Below are 20,819 nucleotides of genomic sequence, written 5' to 3' on the forward strand. Positions count from 1 at the left end.
AGCGCAGCATGGAGAAGCCCGGTTATTTGCCGGGCTTTTTCGTTTTTACCAGATGACGATCTTGCAGCGTTCAGCAAGATTCGTGTTATCCGGAGACGCTCAATGCAGCTCAGGCACAAGATCGCCGCACTCAGCATCCTGCCACTGCTGCTGGCCGTGGCGGTGGTCTGCGCGCTGGTGCTGTTCCAGAACCAGCGCCTCGGTGAGCAACAGGCGCAACTGATCGAAAGCAGTATCCTGGCGAGCAAGCAGGCCGAGTTGAAGAACTATGTCGAAATGGCCCTCAGCACCATCGCGCCGCTCTACGACGCTGGCCTCGACGATGAAGAAACCCAACGGAAGGTGCTCGCCGCGTTAGGACGCTTCAGTTTCGGCAGCGACGGTTACTTCTTCGTCTACGACCGCAACGGGCGCAACCTGATGCATCCGCGGCAGAGCGAGCTGGTCGGCAAGGACCTGTGGAATATGACCGACCCCAACGGTCTGCCGGTGATCCAGGCCTTGATGCACAGCGCTCAGACCGGCAAAGGCTTCCAGCGCTACGTCTGGCAGAAGCCCTCGACCGGCCAGTTCGCGGCGAAACTGGCCTATGTGGTGATGCTCGAACGCTGGGGCTGGATGCTAGGAACCGGCATCTACCTCGAGGATGTGGATCAGGCGATTCTGCAAGTGCGTGAAGAGGTCGCCAGCGGCATCCACACCACCATGCTTGCGATTGCTGCCGTGGCGTTGGTGGCCGTATTGCTGGTATTTGCCAGCGGGCTGACGCTGAACGTCAGTGAGCGACGGTTGGCCGATCGCAAGCTGCAGCTGCTGACTCAGCGCATCGTCAGCCTGCAGGAAGAAGAGCGCTCGCGCGTCTCCCGAGAGTTGCACGACGGCATCAGTCAGCTGCTGGTGTCGATCAAGTTCCAGTTCGAGCTGGCCAGCCATGAACTGGCCAGCGGCAACCCGAAGGCGCAGACGACGCTTGATATGGGTATCGAGCGACTGGCTGGCGCGATAGGCGAGGTGCGGCGAATCTCTCACGACCTGCATCCCTCACTGCTCGACACGCTGGGATTATCGGCGGCGATTGGCCAGCTCGTGGCCGAGTTCGAGCAGCGCAGTGGGCTGAAGATGCGATACAGCAACGCGCTTGGCGACGGAGAACCGGACGATTCGGTGGCCGTCGCGCTGTTCCGGGTCTTGCAGGAGGCGCTGACCAATATCGACCGGCACGCCGCGGCGCAGTCTGTTCATATCAGCCTGGACGGGGACGAAGCCTCTGTGCGCTTGCGCGTTCGAGACGACGGCATCGGCTTCGACCCGCGTCGGCTCGATAGCATCAAGGGCAGCGGTATCGGCTTGCGCAACATCCGTGAACGGGTGGAGCACTTCGGTGGACGTTTCAGTCTGCTATCTGCCGCCGGCGGTACCGAGCTGGACGTGACCTTGCCGGCACGGGCCGGCTGACAAACATCGATCCAAATAATAAGAGGCTCGCTCAATGAACCCGAAAGCTCGCATTAAGGTGGTACTGATCGACGACCATGCCTTGGTTCGGGACGGCATCCGCGCGTTGCTGATGGCCGTGCCCGAACTGGATGTAGTAGGGGAGGCCGGCTGCGGTGCCGAGGCGATCGACCTGCTCGAACGTGTGACAGCAGACGTGGTGCTGATGGACATCGGGCTAAAGGACGTCAACGGTCTCGAACTGACGCAATCGCTCCGCGAGCGCTTTCCAAGGATTCGCGTGCTGATTCTGAGCATGTACGACAACCAGGAATACGTAACCACCTCGGTTAAAGTCGGCGCCCACGGTTACGTGCTGAAGGATGCGCCATCGCGCGAAATCATCGTCGCGATCGAAGCGATTGCTGCCGGTAACACCTACTACAGCGAAGGGATTGCCGAGAAACTGGCCAGCCGCGGCGGCGAAGAGCGCGAACTGACGCCACGCGAGCGCGAGGTGTTGCTCATGCTCGCCCAGGGGCATAACAACAAGACCATGGCGCGTACGCTGCAAATCAGCGTGCGGACGGTGGAAACCCATCGGCTGAGCATCCGCCGCAAGCTCGATATCGATCGGCCGGCGGATCTGATGAAGCATGCGATGGTGCATGGCTGGTTGCCGGGACAGCACTAACGGCGGCTGTCACGCTCAAACGCAGGCGGTGTGGTCTATTGGCCGTGGCGCTGCCACATCGAATGCAACCAACAGTCTCCGGAATCTGCATGACTGACAAATCACTCGGAATGAGAGCTCCGCCTCCCTTGGTCTACCTGATCTTCATCGGCGGTGCCTGGGGATTGGCGAGCGGGGTGCCGCTCGACCTGCCGGTACATGAGCTGGCGTCCTGCGCCGGCTGGGCTTCGATTGTACTGGGCGTCCTGCTGATGGTCTGGGCGGCATGGGAGATGTTTCGTCATCGCACCACCATCAATCCCTATGGCAAACCGAGCAGCCTGTTGCAGAGCGGGCCGTTCAGCTTTACGCGCAACCCGATCTACCTGGCCGATACGATGATCTATTGTGGCATTGCGCTGCTGCTCGCCAGTCTCTGGCCCTGGCTGCTGCTACCCTTGCTGTTTCTCTGCATGCAGCGCACCGTGATCGTTCACGAGGAACATTTGCTGACGTGTCTGTTTGGCGACGAATACCGCGCTTACCGGCGGCGAGTACGCCGTTGGCTCTGAGCCCGCTTTGGTTGGGGCGGGCTCGTCTTGTCAGTTCACAGAAGTTTACCGGGAGCCGAAATCATGACCGAAAACACCCACGACCGTCGGCGCTTCCAGCGTATCGACTTCGACGCCGTAACGGAGCTCGTCCAGGGCCAGAACCGCTGGCCGGTCGAGCTGCACGATCTGTCATTGAAAGGATTGCTGGTCCATCGCCCGTCGAGCTGGGATGCCGACCCCACGCAACCGTTCCACGCGCGGATTCGTCTATCCGACGATGCGGAAGTGCGCATGGAGGTCGAGATGGCGCATGCCGAAGGCGAACTGATCGGCCTGGTCTGTCGCCATATTGATGTCGAATCGATCAGCCATCTGCGGCGTCTGGTCGAACTCAATCTGGGCGATGAAGCGTTGCTCGACCGCGAGTTGGCTGCGCTCGGCGAGCGTGACGACGCGAGCCGATAAAGCAAAAAGCCAGAAAACGCTGGAAGGCTGAACGAAAGACGCCTGGGGTTCGACAGACATGTGGGGGCGTGACCTTAGTGTTCTCCAGCGTTCAGCACTTTTTGAACAGCGCGTCCAGCGCCTACCCGAACCGCGCACCTTGCAGCCCCGTCAGCGCATGCTTTGACGCGTCGCCCTTGGGCGCGATGGCGCGCTTGGAATTGTGCTGACGGTCTCCGTCCAGGCACTCAGGGGCGGGCGATTCTCGCCGGACTAGCCTGCTCGCCAAACAGTAATAAATCCGTAAGGAACGCCCGGACTCAGCCGACGAGCCGGGGTCGGTTGCTGCAACGTGCGCTGAAGCGCCTGGCGATCGCGATTTCTCATCGCAGCCGTCAAGCGAGCCATGGGGAGTGGGTGGGCTCGGTTATCTGGTAAGACCGGTCAGCTCAATTTTCAGATTATCCCTTGACTTTACGCTTTAGGTCGCTAGAGACTGGCCTCGCATTGGACATACCGGTAAGACCACAATAATCAAGTTCTGGCACCGTACGCAGATCGCGGAAGCTGGAACGCCGACTAGAGATCCTTCCCATGCTCAAATGGTGCTCGCGTTCGATATTCCTTCAAGTTGTTCTGGGGTTGATGCTTGGCATCGCCTGCGGACTCAGCTTTCCTGAATTTTCCACTCAGCTCAAACCTTTGGGCGATGGCTTTATCAAGCTGATCAAGATGCTGATCGGCCTGATCGTCTTCTGCGTTGTCGTCAGTGGTATTTCCGGTGCCGGTGACTTGAAAAAGGTGGGCCGCATAGGTCTCAAGTCGGTCATCTATTTCGAGGTGCTGACCACCATCGCGCTGGTGATCGGGCTGGTGCTGGCATTCAGTACCGGTGTCGGCAGTGGCGCCAATATTCATCTGGATGAACTGGCCGCTGCCGATATCGCCGGGTTCGCCGAGCGTGGCCAGCAGATGCAGGGAACGACCGACTTCCTGTTGGCGCTGATTCCTTCGTCCGTCGTCGGTGCCTTTGCCGAGAACAATATTCTTCAGGTGCTGCTCTTCTCGGTGCTGTTCGGTAGCGCATTGAATCTTGTGGGCGAGCCGGCTGCCGGCATTTCGAGGCTGATCAATGAGCTGAGCCACGTGATCTTTCGCATCATGGGCATGATCGTGCGCCTGGCGCCGATCGGCGTGTTCGGTGCCATTGCCTTCACCACTAGTAAATACGGCCTGGAGTCGCTGCAGCATCTGGGCGGCCTGGTTGTGCTGTTCTATGTCACCTGCATCGCCTTTGTCATGCTCGTCCTGGGCTTCGTGATGCGCTTGTCCGGGCTGAGAATCGTGCCGCTGTTCAAGTATCTGCGTGAAGAACTGACCATCGTCCTCGGAACGGCGTCGTCGGATGCGGTGTTGCCGCAGATCATGCGCAAGCTTGAGCATCTGGGTATCGGCAGCTCGACTGTCGGACTGGTCATCCCGACTGGTTATTCATTCAATCTGGACGGCTTTTCCATCTACCTGACACTGGCCATCGTGTTCATCGCTAACGCAACCGGAACGCCGCTGGCGACCTCCGATCTGTTGACGATACTGCTAGTTTCTCTAATTACCTCTAAAGGCGCCCACGGCATTCCCGGTTCGGCTCTGGTCATCCTCGCCGCAACCCTGACGGCCGTGCCGGCAATCCCGGTGGTGGGGCTGGTGCTGGTGCTGGCAGTGGATTGGTTCATGGGCATCGGCCGTGCATTGACCAACCTGATCGGCAACTGTGTCGCTACGGTGGCTATCGCTCGCTGGGAAAAGGATATCGACCTCGATCGGGCGAACAAGGTACTGGCTGGTGATGAGGGTTACGGCTTCCAGGCTCTCAAGGCTAGCTCACCGCTCCAGCATTGAGGGGACGGCAGCTCAGGGCTTGAGTCTGTCAGCGTTGGGCTGACAGACTCGGTTGGCCGATACTTGGAATTTTCATGGAGCGAACGGTGATTACCTCGCGGACAGTTGTCGATTCAATTGTAGAGAAGCTTCGTTCCGCGCTGGCCCAGGGGCAATGGCGGTCAGGTGAAATGCTGCCCGGGCAGCGTGAACTCGCCGAGCAGTGGGGCATCAGCCGTCCGAGCCTGCGCGAGGCGATCATCGTCCTGGAAACCCAGGGGCTGTTGCGCACCATGCCCGGCAAAGGGGTCGTCGTGCTCGATGCGCCAAGCGTACCGGCGGCCCAGGGGAACGTCGCCGTCGCCAGCCTGGAACACGTTCTGCAGCTTCGCTACTCCCTCGAACCCTTCATCGTCGGACTCGTGGCGCAGGCCATCAGCAGCAAGGAGGTTGGCCAGTTGCGGCTTATCCTGATGGACATGCGCGAGGCCCTCGACGCCAGCGACAGTGAGGCGGGCGCCAACGCGTACATCGCTTTTCACGAAGAGCTGTTTACCCTGACATCCAACCCGATTTTTCAGAATGTGGTGCAACAGACCAGCATTGCGCTCAAGCAGAGTGCGGACATGCTGCGCAATTCTCCCGAGCATCTGGCCGAGCGGCTGGAGGAAAACGAGGCAGTAGTGCGCGCCATACGCAACAAGAACAGCGCCGTGGCCAGCGCCGCGATGCGCCGGCACATTCTCATGGAGGGAGCAAGGATGGGCGTTCAGCTGAACATCCCCGACGAACAGCCGGTGCTGTAGTCCAAAGCCGACTTAGGCACGACCGGCCTCTTGGCGTGCATGCTCGGCGTCAGCTCATGGGGCGCAGCCGAGCAACAGCCGGTGCTGACCGGTACCTGAGTCGTTTCGCTACTCAAACAGCGCATCCAGCGCCTGCTCCAGACGCGTCACGGCGATGATCTGCAGTCCGGCTGGCGCTTCTTTCGGCGCGTTGCCCTTGGGCACGATGGCGCGCTTGAAGCCATGTTTGGCCGCTTCCTTCAGTCGTTCCTGGCCGCTGGGCACCGGCCGGATCTCACCGGACAGGCCCACCTCGCCGAATACCAGCAGATCGGTATCCAGCGGTCGATTGCGCAGGCTGGAAATCACCGCGGCCATCAGCGCCAGATCCGACGCTGTTTCCAGCACTTTCACGCCACCCACCACGTTAATGAACACGTCCTGATCATAGGTGGGAATGCCGCCGTGGCGATGCAGCACCGCCAGCAGCATGGCCAGGCGGTTCTGGTCCAGGCCGAGGGTGACGCGTCGCGGATTGGCCATATGACTGGTGTCGACCAACGCCTGCACCTCCACCAGCATCGGCCGGGTGCCTTCCCAAGTGGCCATGACCACGCTGCCGGGCACCGCTTCCTGGGCGCGGGTGAGGAAGATCGCTGAGGGGTTGGTGACTTCCTTGAGGCCCTTGTCGGTCATGCCGAACACGCCGAGTTCGTTGACCGCGCCGAAGCGATTCTTTACCGCGCGCAGCAGCCGCAGACGGCCGTCGGACTCGCCCTCGAAATACAGCACGGTGTCGACCATGTGCTCCAGCACGCGCGGCCCGGCCAAGGCGCCTTCCTTGGTTACGTGGCCGACGAGGAAGATCGCCGTGCCGCTCTGCTTGGCAAAACGCACGAGCAACGCCGCGCTTTCGCGCACCTGGGCGACGCCGCCTGGGGCCGATTGCAGCTGCTCGGTGAAGATGGTCTGGATCGAGTCGATGACCATCACCTTGGGCTTTTCCAGCCGTGCGGTGGCGATGATGGATTCGATGCAGGTCTCGGTCATCACCTTCAATTTGTCCTGCGGCAGGTCCAGCCGCCGTGCGCGCATGGCGACCTGCTGTTGTGATTCTTCGCCAGTGACGTACAGCGCCGGGAAACGCTGGGCGATGGCGCACAGCGTCTGCAGCAGAATGGTGGATTTGCCAATGCCGGGGTCGCCGCCGATCAGCACCACCGAACCATCCACCAGGCCGCCGCCGAGCACACGGTCCAGTTCACCGGATGCGGTGGAAAAGCGCGGCACTTCCTCGACGCTGACCTCGGCCAGGGTTTTGATATTGGCCTGTTCACCCGCCCAGCCGGCACGCCCGGACGGCGGTGCGGCGCCGTCGATGATCGTTTCGACAAGGGTGTTCCAGGCGCCGCAATCACCGCACTGGCCGGCCCACTTGGGAAAGGTCGAGCCGCACTCGGTGCAGCCGTACATGCGCTTGGCCTTGGCCACGGGGAACTCCGCGTCGGGAAAATGGAGTCGCATGATAACGGCTGGCTTGATCGGCATCAGCCACAAAGGGCGCAAGACGCGCCAGACTGCATGAAACCGTCCCGGAGTGAGACCTATGCGCCATCTGCTGTTTCTTCACCTGCTCGGTGCCAGCGTCTGGGTCGGCGGCCATCTAGTGCTGCTGTTCAGCGTCTTGCCCAGTGCGTTGCGTGGTCGCGATGTGCAACCGGTGCGCCATTTCGAGCAGCTTTACGAACGGGTCGGCATTCCTGCCCTGTTGCTGCAGATCATCACGGGAGTTTGGCTGGCCGGGCGCTGGTTGCCGCATTCGCAGTGGTTCGGCGACTCACCCATCGCTCAGCTAGTCCAGGCCAAGCTGATCTTACTGGCGCTCACCGCGGCGCTGGGCGTGCATGCGCGGCTGGCGCTGATTCCGAAGCTGGACGCGCAGCGCCTGCCGCAGTTGGGCGTGCATATTGTGCTGATTACTCTGACGGCGGTGGCGTTCGTCTGGGTCGGGTCGGGATTCCGGTTTGGTGGGTTGTTCTAGCAGGCCGTCAAAACCCACCGCCAACGGCCACCCAGCAGGCATGTGCGAGCACGCGGCTGGTCGTACGCTAGGGGCCGAACTTGTTCGGCCTTTGTGAATCGGTGGCCGAATGAATTCGGCCCTACGGTTAGCAGGCGGTTGAGCCCGTCGTGGCGGCGGGCTTGGTTCTTGGACGGCTTAGCCGCAGCAGCCGCCACAGCAACTGCCGGAGGCACGCTTGAGGTCGCGGGCGATATCGCCCTTCAAAGTCTCACGCTCCTGCTTGAGCGCCTCGAGCGACGCGTCGTCCAGGTTTGCGGCGCTGCTGATGCGCTTGTCCAGCGCTTCGTATTCCTCAGTCTTACGGGCGAAGACTGGGTTTTCCATGCGCAGTTTTTGCAGCTGCTCGCGCTTTTCTGGGAAGTCCTTGATCAATGCGTGATGTTCGACGTGCATGGAGCTGCTCCGGGAATGTACTGGGGAGCCGCTACCTTAGCGTTGCGGCCTATTTACCCGGTTGACGGCGATCAAGCGATCAATAACCTCGCGCTCCAGCCGTCGGAGTGTGGCCGCTCTGGTATGCGATCCGAAGGGTGCCTATGCTCTACAACGGTTGTTACGCCGTATTACGACGGCATTCCGATGCAAGCCAATTACCGTAAGGATTTTTCGATATGAGTCTGATCAGCGAATTCAAGGCGTTTGCCGTCAGGGGCAATGTGATCGACATGGCCGTGGGCATTATTGTCGGTGCAGCCTTTACCAAGATCGTTTCGTCCTTCGTGGCGGACGTGGTCACTCCGCCGCTGGGATTGTTGATCGGCGGTGTGGACTTCTCGGACTTGGCCATCGTGCTCAAGCAGGCTGTGGGTGATACGCCGGCAGTCACCCTGAGCTACGGACGCTTCGTCCAAACGGTATTCGACTTCGCCATTGTGGCGTTCGCCATCTTCCTGGCGGTCAAGGCCATCAACCACCTCAAACGCAAGGAAGCCGAAGCGCCATCGGCCCCGCCAGCGCCTTCCAAGGAAGAGGTGCTGTTGACCGAAATTCGCGATGCGTTGCGCGCGCAGAACCGGTCCTGAGTCGCCTCCCAAGCGCCCGAACAGCCGCCGCCCCCTGCTCGGGCCAGGTCGGTGGCGGGGAGGAACCGTTCAAGGCGGCGAGCTGAGCGGTTCGCTCACTGGGGTGGTAAAGGGATACTGAAAGGAGCTCCCGGCCCGGGCGCCGGGAAGCGAGTGGCTTATTCCGGCTTCGGCGTGGTCGCCGTGCTAGCCGGTAGTAGCGGATAGGCCACCTGCGGTAGCTCACCGGTCAGGCTGTGCAGGAAGGCGGTGATGGCCTTGACTTCGTCATCCTTGAGCTGACGGCCCAGCTGACTGTCGCCCATGATGGCTACGGCCTGCTCAAGGTCCCAGACCTCGCCGCTGTGGAAGTACGGCGGAGTCAGCGCGATGTTGCGCAGCGGCGCGGCGCGGAACACGTACTCGTCGGCGGCGGTGTTGGTAACGGCGAAGCGGCCCTTGTCATCTTCCGGCAGGATCTCGGCCCCCGGCTTCTTGATCACGCCGAAGGGGAAGTAGCTCTGGCCACCGACGTTGACGCCGTTGTGGCAGGCGATACAGCCGGCGTCCATGAACAGCGCCAGGCCTTCTTTCTGCTGCGCATCCAACGCGTTGTCGTCGCCCTTGAGGAAGCGGTCGAACGGCGAGTTGGGCGTGGTCAGGCTGATTTCGAAGGCCTCCAACGCGTAGGCCATGTTGTCGAAGCTGACCGGGTCCTTGTCGTTGGGAAACGCCTTCGTGAACTCGGCAACGTATTCGGGGATGCTCTGGAGCGTCGTTTCCACTCGCTCCGGCGTACTGTTCATCTCGACGCTAGCCTGGACAGGGCCCTTGGCCTGCTCCTGCAGATCCTTGGCGCGGCCATCCCAGAACTGCGCGGCGTTGAATACGGCGTTGAGCACGGTCGGTGAGTTGCGCGGACCCTTCTGCCAGCCATGGCCGATGGAGGTGGTGACGTTGTCGCTGCCGCCGATGCTGAGGTTGTGGCACGTGTTGCAGCTGATCACATGGCTGCTGGACAGGCGTGGATCGAACCACAGCTTGTGTCCAAGGATTGCCTGGTCTTCATTGATGGTCTGTCCACGGACTTCGGTGACCTTGTCCGGGATCGGTTGGAAGATGGCGTTGGCGCGGTCGCGCAGTTCATCGGCATTGGCGGTGCCGGCGATCAGCAGCAGGCCACCGAGCAACAGGGGAAGTGGGGCGCTCATCAGGGGGCTCCTTATAGGATGTTGGCAGGTTCTAGGAGGCCTTTTTCCGTCAAGCGAAGGGTTGATTCAGGTCAAGCGGAAGCGAAACTTTAGATGCGTGCTATCTATTAGCTTGCTACTAAATATTTCGATAAGACTTGGATGCCGGCGCGTCATGATCCAGTCGAGAGATACCTGTCCGATCTGTCAGCCACTAGCCCGCACGCTTGTTGTCCGCCGCCTCGGGGCGTATGTCCGCCAGCTTGCAGCAGGGCAATGGCAGCGCCAGAATGGCGGCATCAATCGTGGCCATAAGACCACTCCAGCAAGGATTCCCGATGCCCCAAACTGACGCTGCCGGCCTGCGCCTGGCGCCCGATGCGCTGACCCGCCCCTTCGAACCCAGCCAGTTCGACTTCAAGACCACTGATGAACTGGAACCTTTTCTAGGGGTTCTCGGCCAGGAGCGAGCCGTCGAGGCCCTGCAATTCGGCGTGGCGATGCCGCGTCCCGGTTACAACGTCTTCGTGATGGGCGAGCCGGGTACGGGGCGTTTCTCCTTCGTGCGGCGTTACCTCAAGGCTGAAGGCAAGCGTCTGGATACGCCGTCGGATTGGGTGTACGTGAATAATTTTGACGAGCCCCGTGAGCCGCGCGTAGTGGAACTGCCCCAGGGCGGCGCGGGGGAATTCATCGCCGACATCGGTCAACTGATCGACAATCTCATGGCGACCTTCCCGGCGGTGTTCGAACATCCGAGCTTCCAGCAGAAGAAGAGCGCCATCGACCGCGCCTTCAATCAGCGCTACGACAAAGCGCTCGATGTGATCGAGAAGCTCGCGCTGGAGAAGGAAATCGCGCTTTACCGCGACAGCAGCAATATAGCCTTCACGCCGATGAAAGACGGCAAGTCGATGGACGAAGCCGAGTTCGCGCAACTGCCGGAGGCGGATCGCGAGCGCTACCACGAAGATATTTCCGCGCTGGAAGTGCAGCTGAACGAGGGGCTCGCCAGCCTGCCGCAGTGGAAGCGCGAGTCGAGCAACCAGTTGCGTCAGCTCAACGATGAAACCATCAGCCAGGCATTGCAGCCGCTGCTGGCGCCGCTGTCGGAAAAATACGGTGAAAACGCGAGCATCGAAGCATATTTGCAGGCCGTGCAGGTCAACCTGCTGAAGACCGTGGTGGAGCAACTGGTCGACGAGAATCGCCCGGACGCCCAGACCCGCCAGCTGCTGGAAGAACAGTACAGCCCAAGCCTGGTGGTCGGGCACCCGCTGGACGGCGGTGCACCGGTGGTGTTCGAACCGCACCCCACCTACGACAACCTGTTCGGCCGCATCGAGTACAGCACCGATCAGGGCGCGCTTTACACCAGTTATCGGCAGCTGCGTCCGGGTGCGTTGCACCGCGCCAACGGCGGCTTCCTGATGCTCGAAGCGGAGAAAATGCTCAGCGAGCCCTTCGTCTGGGAAGCGCTCAAGCGTGCGTTGCAGTCGCGCAAGCTGAAAATGGAATCGCCGCTGGCCGAGCTGGGGCGTCTGGCCACCGTCACCCTGACGCCGGAAGTCATCCCGCTCAACGTCAAGGTGGTGATCATCGGCTCTCGGCAGCTGTACTACACCCTGCAAGACCTGGATCCGGATTTCCAGGAGATGTTCCGTGTGCTGGTTGATTTCGATGAGGAGATTCCGCTGGCCGAGGACAGTCTCGAACAGTTTGCCCAATTGATGAAGACGCGCACCTCGGAAGAGGGCATGGCGCCGCTGACCGCAGCGGCAGTGGCGCGTCTGGCGACCTACAGCGCGCGCCTGGCCGAGCATCAGGGGCGCTTGTCGGCGCGTATTGGCGACCTGTTCCAACTGGTCAGTGAAGCGGATTTCATTCGCCAGTTGGCCAAGGACGAGGTGACCGATGTCGGCCACATCGAGCGAGCGCTGAAAGCCAAGGCGACCCGGACCGGTCGTGTCTCGGCACGAATTCTCGAGGACATTCTCGCTGGGGTTATCCTCATCGACAGCGAAGGCGCGGCTATCGGCAAGTGCAACGGACTCACCGTTCTGGAAGTCGGCGACTCAGCGTTCGGCATGCCGGCGCGCATCTCCGCCACCGTCTATCCGGGTGGCTCGGGGATCGTCGATATCGAGCGCGAGGTCAACCTCGGCCAGCCGATTCACTCCAAGGGCGTGATGATCCTGACCGGCTTTCTCGGCAGCCGCTACGCGCAGGAATTCCCGCTTGAGATCTCCGCCAGCATCGCGCTGGAGCAGTCCTACGGTTACGTCGACGGCGACAGTGCCTCGCTCGGCGAATGCTGTGCGTTGATCTCAGCCATTTCACGTACGCCGTTGAAGCAGTGCTTCGCCATCACCGGCTCGATCAACCAGTTCGGTGAAGTGCAGGCGGTTGGTGGGGTGAACGAGAAGATCGAAGGCTTCTTCCGTCTCTGCGAAGCGCGCGGCCTGACCGGCGAGCAAGGCGCGATCATACCTTTCGCCAATGTGACCACATTGATGCTCGATGAGCGTGTGCTGGAAGCCGTACGTCAGGGGCGCTTCCACGTATATGCGGTCCGCCATGTGGATGAGGCGCTTTCGCTGCTGGTGGGCGAGCCGGTAGGTGCGGCGGACAAGGACGGAAACTTCCCCCGAGGCAGCGTTAACGGCCGGGTGGTGGAGCGCTTGCGCGATATCGCCGAGATCGAACTCGAGGACGACAGCAAAAGCGATGCGGCGTCTCCGGAGGAGGTGCTGGCACAAGCGAAGGGGGGCGAGCAGAACTGACCGGTTCTGCATTGAGCAAAAACCGGACGGAACGATACGGCCGGCGGCGGGTCTGCAGTGGACGAGAATTCCCACTCTCTGTCCACATGGTTATCCACAACTTCTGGGGATAAACAGGTTGGCCCGCCCATTCGTCCTGGATGACGGTGCGCAACCGAGCGCGAGGATCGCCGTCATGTCGCAAACACTCTGTCTGAATCGTCAATGCCTGGGTCTGGTTACCCGTATCGAATGCATCATTCGTCCACTAAACGGCGGACAAGGCTTGTGGACCTTGCTTTGTGCGGCCGGTATCGACGCCGGCCAACCCACCGCGATCAAGGCGCAGGGCCCATTCCACGGGCCTCGCGAGGCCGAGACGGTGCTACAGGCGATCGCCAGCAATCTTCACGGGCAGGGTTATTGTGAATCCGACTCGCCGTCGATCTGGCAGCTGCACATGCACGCCGAGTTGCGCAAGATCAACGCCAATCAGGCGCGCTATCTGAGCGGTTGGGAATCCAGAACCTGATTCCTGGCGACGCTCGTGCTGGGCTAGCAGAGCTGACTTTGCGAATCGAGCCGGCGCTCAAGATTCTTATCCACACGAAAATCTGCTGTCATAAAGGCATTCTTGAAGGCGCTGTGGCGCTGCGTATACTCGCTGCCGATATCAGCTCCTCATAGTGAGAACAGATGGAACGCTTCGTCGAGAACACCATGTATGCGGCCCGCTGGCTGCTTGCGCCTATTTACTTCGGCCTGGCATTCGCCCTGCTGGCCTTGGCGATCAAGTTCTTTCAGGAAATTTGGCACATCCTCCCGGCCGTGCTCTCGCTGAGCGAAGGCGATCTGATCCTCAAACTGCTTTCGCTGATCGACATGGCGCTGGTCGGTGGCCTGCTGGTCATGGTGATGCTCTCTGGTTACGAGAATTTCGTATCGCAACTGAACGTCGATGAGGGCAAGGAAAAGCTAGATTGGCTGGGGAAGATCGATTCCGGCTCGTTGAAAATGAAGGTCGCGGCATCGATCGTGGCGATCTCATCCATTCATCTATTGCGCATGTTCATGGACGCTCAGCAGCTCGAGAGCGAGCAATTGATGTGGTACGTGATCATTCATTTGACGTTCGTCTTCTCCGCCTTCGCCATGGGTTATCTGGACAAGATCACCAAGCACTGAGCGAAAATCTTCCAGCTGCAAGTCGCACGTTTAGGCCACGAGGTGAGTGAACGGGCAGGCCGGGCCGCAAGCTGTGCTAGGCTAGCCGCCCTTTTTTCCAGCGGAGCTCAGGCATGACCGACCTCAACCTAACCACCGACGAAACGCGCGTGAGCTATGGCATCGGCCGCCAGCTGGGCGATCAGCTGCGCGAGAATCCGCCGCCCGGCATCAGCTTGGATGCGGTCATCGCTGGGATCCGCGACGCCTTTGGCGGTGTGGCCAGCCAGGTCAGCCCGGAAGACCTGAACGCCAGCTTCGCCGTGATCCGCGAGCGCATGCAGGCCGAAGCCCAGAAGAAGGCCGAAGCCGCTGCCGGCGAGGGTAAGGCGTTCCTCGCCGAAAATGCCAAGCGCGAAGGCGTCATCACCCTGGCCTCGGGGCTGCAGTACGAAGTTCTGACAGCCGGCGAAGGCGCTAAGCCGAGCCGTGAGGATCAGGTCCGTACGCATTACCACGGCACCCTGATCGACGGCACTGTATTCGACAGCTCCTACCAGCGCGGCCAGCCTGCCGAGTTTCCTGTGGGCGGCGTGATCGCCGGCTGGACCGAAGCGCTGCAACTGATGGGCGTCGGCAGCAAGTGGCGTCTCTATGTGCCGAGTGAACTTGCCTACGGCGCCCAGGGTGTCGGCAGCATTCCGCCACACAGCGTGCTGGTTTTTGATGTCGAGTTGCTGGCCGTTCTGTAACGGCAACCAGTTCGCTACGGGCGCAACGCCCGGGCGTAGGAGAACAGGAACAGGTTGCGTACCTGTTCCTTGAGCACGCAGGGTTCACTGGTGCTCAGCTCCTGCAGATCCAGGTCGCCCTGGTCACGAAGCTCGTTCAGGGCGTCTCCCTCCAACGAAATGCACACCGCACCGGTATCGCGATCGAGTATGCGCAGGTAGGGTTGTGGGCGGTCCAGCCATGCATCAATCAGATAAGTCATGTTCGGCTCCAGTTGATTTCCTTAATGAGAATAATTGCTATTTGCAAAGATGCAAGCGCAATATGCTCTCCGGGATCAATGGCGGATTGGACTGTTGAAGAAGGGCGAGGCGGGCGGATAAGAACTGAAGGGTGCCAATTGCACCCTGTTTGCTGGATCAGTGCGTGCGAGCGACGGCGAAGCGGCTGAGTTCTACCAGTGCATCGCGATACGCGTTGGCCGGAAGCAGTTCAAGACAGTCGATTGCTCGATCGGCATAGTCGCGTGCCAGGCGTGCGGTGTATTCCAGCGCGCCGCAGGCCTGTACGGCGCTGCGGATGCTTTCGAGGTCTTCGATACCGCCTTTCTGGATGGCCTTGCGCACCAGTGCGGCCTGCTCATCGGTGCCTTCGCGCATGGTGTAGATCAGCGGCAGGGTCGGCTTGCCTTCAGCCAGGTCGTCACCGACGTTCTTGCCCAGGGTTTCGGCATCTCCCTGGTAATCGAGCAGGTCATCGACTAGCTGGAAGGCAATGCCAAGATAGTCGCCAAAGGTGCGCAGCGCTTCGCGTTGTTCCTCATTGGCCTCGGCCAGAGTGGCGGCGCTGTGGGTGGAGGCTTCGAACAGCATGGCCGTCTTGCCGCGAATGACCTCCATATAGATTTCTTCGGTGGTGCTGGCGTCGCGGACTTTGGACAGCTGCAGCACCTCGCCTTCGGCAATCACGCGCGTGGCCTGGGAAATGATGCGCATGACTGGCATCGAGCCCAAGTCGACCATCATTTCGAACGAACGTGCATAAAGGAAGTCGCCGACCAGTACGCTTGGGGCGTTGCCCCATAGTGCATTGGCGGTGGAGCGGCCGCGGCGCATGCCGGACATGTCGACCACGTCGTCATGCAGCAGGGTCGAGGTGTGCAGGAATTCGATGATGGCGGCCAGTAGGCGCAGCTGATCACCCTTGAGGCCGAGCGCGTTGCCGCTGAGCAGGACCAGCAGCGGACGCAGGCGCTTACCGCCGGCGGAAGTGATGTAGTCCCCGATCTTTTCAACCAGCGGTACGCGAGACGTCAGCTGGTTACGGATGATGCCGTCGACTGCGGCAAAATCGTCAGCCACTACTTGGTAAAAGGACTGGGGGTGCATCGGGGACGAGTACTCCTCGGAGGTTGCGCGGCATGCTATGGGGCGGGTCTGGTACTGTCAAGGCGAGGCCAGGCGGCTATTGCGCCGGGTCTGGCGGATGCGTACAATCGCGGACCCTGAACATTCCCCCTGGGCATTTCCCTGCCTTACGCAATTGCAAGAGCGTCCCTCCGGACCTTGAGCAGCCATGCCAGCCACCAACTATTTCACTTAAGCGCTGGGTGAGCAGGATCAACGGAGATACAAGATGTACGCAGTTATCGTTACTGGCGGCAAGCAATATAAGGTCGCCGAAGGCGAATACCTCAAAATTGAAAAACTCGAAGTTGCCACTGGCGAAGCAGTCACTTTTGACCGCGTTCTGCTGGTTGGTAACGGCGATGATGTCAAAATCGGCGCTCCGGTGGTCGATGGTGCCAAGGTCACTGCTGAAGTGATTGCTCAGGGCCGTCACGACAAGGTCACCATCATCAAATTCCGCCGTCGTAAGCACCACATGAAGCGTCAGGGCCACCGTCAGTGGTTCACTGAGGTCAAAATCACCGGTATTCAGGGCTAATCGGGCCTGAATCCCCTTATAGGAGTATTGAACTCATGGCACACAAAAAAGCTGGCGGTTCTACCCGCAACGGTCGCGACTCAGAAGCCAAACGACTTGGCGTGAAGATGTACGGCGGCCAGGTCATCAAGGCCGGTAACATCATCGTGCGTCAGCGCGGCACCCAGTTCCACGCCGGTTACGGCGTTGGCATGGGCAAGGATCACACCCTGTTCGCGAAAGTCGAAGGCGTGATCAAGTTCGAAGTGAAGGGCGCTTTTGGCCGTCGCTACGTGAGCGTCGTCGCAGCCTAACTGCGGCGTTGCTGGAAAAGCCCTGTCATGCGACGGGGCTTTTTTGTTTCTGTATCCTCTATAGGGCTCTTGCAAAACACTGCTTTGCTCTAGTTTTCGCTGGGTTCTGCAAGACCCTTATATTCCTGTTTTCTAGCCCGTCCTTGCGGCGGGAGGCGTTCCCATGAAATTCGTCGATGAAGTATCGATTTTTGTAAAGGCCGGTGACGGTGGTAATGGCATGATGAGCTTCCGTCGCGAGAAGTTCATCGAGAAAGGCGGCCCCAACGGCGGCGATGGTGGTGACGGCGGCTCTATTTATCTGATGGCCGACGAAAACCTCAACACGCTGGTCGACTACCGCTACACCCGTCGCTTCAATGCGCCGAATGGCCAGAAAGGTGGCAGCACCGAATGTACTGGTGCCAAGGGTGAGGATTTGATTCTGCCGGTGCCGGTCGGCACGACCGTGATTGATGCGGCAACGCAGGAAGTCATTGGCGACCTGACCAAGGCTGGTCAGCGCCTGCTGGTCGCGCAGGGTGGCTGGCATGGTCTGGGTAACACGCGCTTCAAATCCAGCACCAACCGGGCGCCTCGGCAGACCACGCCGGGCAAGCCGGGCGACGCGCGCGATTTGAAGCTTGAGTTGAAAGTACTTGCTGATGTCGGTCTGCTGGGTCTGCCCAATGCCGGCAAGAGCACGTTCATCCGCTCCGTGTCGGCTGCCAAGCCGAAGGTCGCGGACTACCCATTCACCACGCTGGTACCGAACCTTGGTGTAGTCAGCGTGGGGCGCTACAAAAGCTTCGTGATTGCCGACATTCCGGGCCTTATCGAAGGTGCATCGGAAGGTGCGGGGCTGGGGATTCGCTTCCTCAAGCACCTAGCGCGCACTCGTTTGCTGCTGCACTTGGTCGACATGGCGCCGCTCGATGAAAGTGATCCTGCCGATGCGGCCGAAGTCATTCTCAACGAGCTTGAGAAATTCAGCCCCGCGCTGGCTCAGCGTGATCGCTGGCTGGTGCTGAACAAAGCTGATCAGCTACTCGACGAGGAGCGCGAGGAGCGCATGCGTCAGGTGGTGGATCGTCTCGAGTGGACTGGGCCGGTTTTTGTGATTTCCGCGTTGGAGCGGGAAGGCACCGAGGAATTGAGCCAGGCGATCATGCGTTATCTGGATGAGCGAGCGCTGCGTATTAGCGAAGAGCCGGCCTATGCCGAGGCGCTTGCCGAGCTGGATCAGCAGATCGAAGACGAGGCGCGTGCCCGTCTGCAGGCGCTCGACGATCAGCGGGCGTTGCGCCGCGCTGGCGTCAAGCCGGCAGATGAGGTGGATGACGACGACTTCGATGATGACGACGATGACGAGGACGGCGCGGAAATCTTCTACGTGCGTTAAGACTTGTTGAATGGTTTGCGGATCTTTGTGCGGGTGCTCGGTGGGCTGGCTCGTCCGTTGCCCGCCGGCATGGTTTTGGCCGGATATTGGATAGAAGGCGGGATCGATGCGGGACAAGGTGAGCGGCGCGCGGCGCTGGGTAGTTAAGATCGGCAGCGCCTTGCTGACCGCTGATGGTCGCGGTCTCGATCAGGCGGCTATGGCTGTCTGGGTCGATCAGATGGTGGCGCTGCGGCAGGCCGGGGTCGAACTGGTGCTGGTTTCTTCTGGCGCGGTCGCTGCCGGCATGAGTCGCCTTGGTTGGGCGGCTCGACCCAAGGCTGTTCACGAGCTGCAGGCTGCGGCTGCGGTGGGGCAGATGGGGCTGATTCGCGCTTGGGAGGCCAGTTTCGGTCGTTGCGAGCAGCAAACTGCCCAGGTGTTGGTGACCCATGACGATCTGTCTGACCGCAAGCGCTATCTCAACGCGCGAAGCACGCTGCGTACGCTGATAGATCTAGGTGTGGTGCCGGTCATCAATGAGAACGATACGGTCGTCACCGACGAGATCCGTTTTGGCGACAACGATACCCTTGGCGCGTTGGTGGCTAATCTGGTCGAGGCCGACTTGCTAGTTATCCTCACCGATCGCGACGGTATGTTCGATGCCGACCCGCGTACTAATCCTGACGCCAACCTTATCAGTGAGGCGCGCGCCGACGATCCCTCACTGGACGCGGTGGCGGGCGCGACGGGCGGCGCGCTGGGTCGTGGGGGTATGCAGACCAAGCTGCGCGCGGCGCGCTTGGCGGCGCGTTCCGGGGCGCATACAGTGATTGTCGGAGGGCGCATCGAGAGCGTGTTGACGAGGCTGAAGGCCGGAGAACAGTTGGGTACCCTGCTGGCGCCGGAGTGCGGTCGTCATGCCGCACGCAAGCAATGGCTTGCGGGGCATTTGCAGACGCGAGGGTCGTTAACGCTGGATGCTGGCGCGGTGCAGGCGCTCAAGCAGGGGAATCGCAGCTTGCTGCCTGTCGGCGTCAAGGCGGCGCAAGGCGGGTTTCGGCGGGGTGAGATGGTGGTCTGCGTGGGGCCGGAAGGGCAGGAGGTTGCTCGCGGTCTGGTCAACTACAACGCTGCTGAGGCTCAGCGGATCCTGGGGCATTCTTCCGACGAGATCGAGAAGCTATTGGGTTATGTCGACGAGCCCGAGCTTATTCATCGCGACAACATGATTCTGGTATGAGGCGCTCGATGCGATTGGCAAAGGCTTTGATGGTGCTGCTGGCTTGTCCTGCAGTAGGCATGGCGCGCGAAGTGGGTGAAGTCGACACGGTATTCAAGTGGCTCGGACCGAATCACAAGATCGTGGTGGAGGCGTTCGATGACCCTAAGGTCGAGGGCGTTACCTGCTATCTGTCGAGAGCGAAGACCGGTGGCATCAAGGGTGGGCTCGGCCTTGCCGAAGATCGCGCCGAGGCGTCGATTGCCTGTCGCCAGGTTGGGCCGATTCGCATGAGTGATGAGCTTGAAGATGGCGAGGTTGTGTTCAGGGAGCGGACTTCGCTGGTGTTCAAGACCATGCAGGTGGTGCGCTTCTTTGATGAGGCGCGTAACACGTTGGTCTATCTGGTTTACAGCGACCGGGTGATCGAAGGCAGCCCGCAGAATGCCGTAACGGCCATTCCGATACTCCCTTGGGTGCGCAATCCATAGCTGCGTAGACTCAAGCTTCGCGCCGAGGGCGGCCCTTCACAACAATCTAAAGATCGCGCCGCGTCTTTTGTAGGCGGCGCGCCGCGCGACGAATGCAGGCGACAGCCTGCATCAAAGCCCAAAAGCTTCGCGCCGGGCCGACCCTCCCGCAGAAAACAAAAGCCATACCGCGTGGCCTTGCAAGTGCGGCCCATGGCAAATGAAGGCCAGAGGCGCTGCCTGCAGTGCAAGGCGCTATACGAGCCTTCGCTGTGTGGCTTGCTCAAAAAACAGGCACAAAAAAACAGGCACAAAAAAACCGGCGCTAGGCCGGTTTTTTTCAAGAACCTGCAGTTTAGGCTGCAGCAGCTTCGCCGAGGGCCTTGATGTGGCCGTTCAGGCGGCTCTTGTGACGAGCGGCTTTGTTCTTGTGGATGATGCCCTTGTCGGCCATGCGGTCGATTACAGGCACGGCTGCGGTGTAAGCAGTACGAGCTTTTTCCAGATCTTTTGCATCAATGGCCTTGACCACATTCTTGATGTAGGTGCGGACCATGGAGCGCAGGCTGGCGTTGTGGCTGCGACGCTTCTCAGCCTGAATTGCGCGTTTTTTGGCGGAAGGGCTGTTGGCCACCGTCGAACTCCTCGAAAACGTGGGATTACAAAGCAAATAAGGCCGCGAATCATGCCGATGCGGCGCGGGCTTGTCAAGCATGACTGAAGATTGATGACGCTGGCCGGACAGAAGGGCTACCGCTAAACTCGCGGCCTCTTTATCTGTCGTAATTGCCCATCGATTCCGGCGGCCATGCCGGCCGGAACCT

At 60.5% G+C, this 20,819-nt stretch carries 23 protein-coding genes; 17 read left to right on the top strand and 6 right to left on the bottom strand.

Annotated features, from left to right (window positions below; genetic code table 11):
• The first annotated feature begins 102 nt into the window (after positions 1–102).
• The 6 genes from NA645_RS17240 (at position 103) to NA645_RS17265 (ending at position 5,789) form a co-directional block, all read left to right on the top strand.
• A complete protein-coding gene (locus tag NA645_RS17240; RefSeq protein WP_256049966.1) occupies positions 103–1,455 on the top strand; it encodes a cache domain-containing protein in 1,353 nt (450 codons plus the stop codon).
• A gap of 34 nt (positions 1,456–1,489) precedes the next feature.
• The gene (locus NA645_RS17245; RefSeq protein WP_256049967.1) at positions 1,490–2,128 is read left to right on the top strand and encodes a response regulator; all 639 of its coding nucleotides are present in this window, start codon (positions 1,490–1,492) and stop codon (positions 2,126–2,128) included.
• Between the two features lie 89 nt (positions 2,129–2,217).
• Positions 2,218–2,679: a methyltransferase family protein gene (locus tag NA645_RS17250; protein ID WP_256049968.1), complete on the top strand. Its 462-nt coding sequence runs from the start codon at positions 2,218–2,220 to the stop codon at positions 2,677–2,679.
• Positions 2,680–2,742: 63 nt separating this feature from the next.
• Positions 2,743–3,126 (top strand): PilZ domain-containing protein, encoded by a 384-nt coding sequence (locus tag NA645_RS17255; RefSeq protein ID WP_256049969.1) that lies wholly within the window; start codon positions 2,743–2,745, stop codon positions 3,124–3,126.
• Positions 3,127–3,699: 573 nt separating this feature from the next.
• Entirely contained in the window at positions 3,700–5,004 is a 1,305-nt protein-coding gene (locus tag NA645_RS17260; protein WP_256049970.1) for a C4-dicarboxylate transporter DctA, read from the top strand.
• Positions 5,005–5,090: 86 nt separating this feature from the next.
• Entirely contained in the window at positions 5,091–5,789 is a 699-nt protein-coding gene (locus NA645_RS17265; RefSeq protein WP_256050017.1) for a FadR/GntR family transcriptional regulator, read from the top strand.
• Positions 5,790–5,897: 108 nt separating this feature from the next.
• On the opposite strand, the gene radA is transcribed toward NA645_RS17265, so the two are convergent.
• Positions 5,898–7,259, bottom strand: coding sequence for a DNA repair protein RadA (radA, locus tag NA645_RS17270; protein ID WP_256049971.1), 1,362 nt, complete (start codon positions 7,257–7,259; stop codon positions 5,898–5,900).
• Positions 7,260–7,374: 115 nt separating this feature from the next.
• Between radA and NA645_RS17275 the strand changes: the two genes are divergently transcribed.
• Positions 7,375–7,809 carry a CopD family protein gene (locus NA645_RS17275; protein WP_256049972.1) on the top strand — a complete coding sequence of 145 codons (435 nt, stop codon included), beginning with the start codon at positions 7,375–7,377 and terminating at the stop codon, positions 7,807–7,809.
• 177 nt (positions 7,810–7,986) lie between these two features.
• Here NA645_RS17275 and NA645_RS17280 read toward each other — a convergent pair whose 3' ends face one another.
• Positions 7,987–8,244 (bottom strand): YdcH family protein, encoded by a 258-nt coding sequence (locus tag NA645_RS17280; protein ID WP_256049973.1) that lies wholly within the window; start codon positions 8,242–8,244, stop codon positions 7,987–7,989.
• A gap of 218 nt (positions 8,245–8,462) precedes the next feature.
• Here NA645_RS17280 and mscL point away from each other — a divergent pair, with 218 nt between their 5' ends.
• Positions 8,463–8,873 carry a large-conductance mechanosensitive channel protein MscL gene (mscL, locus tag NA645_RS17285; RefSeq protein WP_197445928.1) on the top strand — a complete coding sequence of 137 codons (411 nt, stop codon included), beginning with the start codon at positions 8,463–8,465 and terminating at the stop codon, positions 8,871–8,873.
• 158 nt (positions 8,874–9,031) lie between these two features.
• Here mscL and NA645_RS17290 read toward each other — a convergent pair whose 3' ends face one another.
• Complete coding sequence (locus NA645_RS17290) at positions 9,032–10,063, bottom strand: cytochrome-c peroxidase (RefSeq protein ID WP_256049974.1); 1,032 nt, start codon at positions 10,061–10,063, stop codon at positions 9,032–9,034.
• Between the two features lie 317 nt (positions 10,064–10,380).
• Between NA645_RS17290 and NA645_RS17295 the strand changes: the two genes are divergently transcribed.
• The 4 genes from NA645_RS17295 to NA645_RS17310 all read left to right on the top strand — a co-directional run bounded on the left by NA645_RS17295 (position 10,381) and on the right by NA645_RS17310 (position 14,720).
• The gene (locus NA645_RS17295; protein WP_256049975.1) at positions 10,381–12,825 is read left to right on the top strand and encodes a Lon protease family protein; all 2,445 of its coding nucleotides are present in this window, start codon (positions 10,381–10,383) and stop codon (positions 12,823–12,825) included.
• Between the two features lie 175 nt (positions 12,826–13,000).
• A complete protein-coding gene (locus NA645_RS17300; RefSeq protein ID WP_131651884.1) occupies positions 13,001–13,336 on the top strand; it encodes a hypothetical protein in 336 nt (111 codons plus the stop codon).
• A 164-nt stretch (positions 13,337–13,500) separates the two neighbouring features.
• Positions 13,501–13,989 (top strand): TIGR00645 family protein, encoded by a 489-nt coding sequence (locus tag NA645_RS17305; RefSeq protein WP_131651883.1) that lies wholly within the window; start codon positions 13,501–13,503, stop codon positions 13,987–13,989.
• 113 nt (positions 13,990–14,102) lie between these two features.
• Positions 14,103–14,720 (top strand): FKBP-type peptidyl-prolyl cis-trans isomerase, encoded by a 618-nt coding sequence (locus tag NA645_RS17310; protein WP_256049976.1) that lies wholly within the window; start codon positions 14,103–14,105, stop codon positions 14,718–14,720.
• 14 nt (positions 14,721–14,734) lie between these two features.
• Here the strand turns inward: NA645_RS17310 and NA645_RS17315 are convergent, their stop codons facing one another.
• Together NA645_RS17315 and NA645_RS17320 are read right to left on the bottom strand one after the other, a co-directional pair.
• Positions 14,735–14,962 carry a hypothetical protein gene (locus NA645_RS17315; RefSeq protein ID WP_131651881.1) on the bottom strand — a complete coding sequence of 76 codons (228 nt, stop codon included), beginning with the start codon at positions 14,960–14,962 and terminating at the stop codon, positions 14,735–14,737.
• 157 nt (positions 14,963–15,119) lie between these two features.
• Positions 15,120–16,088 carry a polyprenyl synthetase family protein gene (locus NA645_RS17320; protein ID WP_256049977.1) on the bottom strand — a complete coding sequence of 323 codons (969 nt, stop codon included), beginning with the start codon at positions 16,086–16,088 and terminating at the stop codon, positions 15,120–15,122.
• 247 nt (positions 16,089–16,335) lie between these two features.
• Here NA645_RS17320 and rplU point away from each other — a divergent pair, with 247 nt between their 5' ends.
• The 5 genes from rplU (at position 16,336) to NA645_RS17345 (ending at position 20,016) form a co-directional block, all read left to right on the top strand.
• Positions 16,336–16,647 (top strand): 50S ribosomal protein L21, encoded by a 312-nt coding sequence (gene rplU / locus NA645_RS17325; RefSeq protein WP_019339712.1) that lies wholly within the window; start codon positions 16,336–16,338, stop codon positions 16,645–16,647.
• Positions 16,648–16,682: 35 nt separating this feature from the next.
• Positions 16,683–16,940 (top strand): 50S ribosomal protein L27, encoded by a 258-nt coding sequence (gene rpmA / locus NA645_RS17330; RefSeq protein WP_025240448.1) that lies wholly within the window; start codon positions 16,683–16,685, stop codon positions 16,938–16,940.
• Positions 16,941–17,103: 163 nt separating this feature from the next.
• Positions 17,104–18,321, top strand: a complete 1,218-nt coding sequence (gene cgtA / locus NA645_RS17335; protein WP_256049978.1) for an Obg family GTPase CgtA — start codon at positions 17,104–17,106, stop codon at positions 18,319–18,321.
• Positions 18,322–18,427: 106 nt separating this feature from the next.
• Positions 18,428–19,546, top strand: a complete 1,119-nt coding sequence (gene proB, locus NA645_RS17340) for a glutamate 5-kinase (RefSeq protein ID WP_256049979.1) — start codon at positions 18,428–18,430, stop codon at positions 19,544–19,546.
• A gap of 8 nt (positions 19,547–19,554) precedes the next feature.
• On the top strand, positions 19,555–20,016 hold the full coding sequence (locus NA645_RS17345; RefSeq protein WP_256049980.1) for a CreA family protein: 462 nt from the start codon (positions 19,555–19,557) through the stop codon (positions 20,014–20,016).
• A 334-nt stretch (positions 20,017–20,350) separates the two neighbouring features.
• On the opposite strand, the gene rpsT is transcribed toward NA645_RS17345, so the two are convergent.
• Positions 20,351–20,629, bottom strand: a complete 279-nt coding sequence (rpsT, locus tag NA645_RS17350) for a 30S ribosomal protein S20 (RefSeq protein WP_014854146.1) — start codon at positions 20,627–20,629, stop codon at positions 20,351–20,353.
• Positions 20,630–20,819 lie beyond the last annotated feature (190 nt).

The organism is Stutzerimonas stutzeri (assembly GCF_024448955.1).
In the GTDB taxonomy this organism is placed as follows: Bacteria; Pseudomonadota; Gammaproteobacteria; order Pseudomonadales; family Pseudomonadaceae; genus Stutzerimonas; species Stutzerimonas stutzeri_AQ.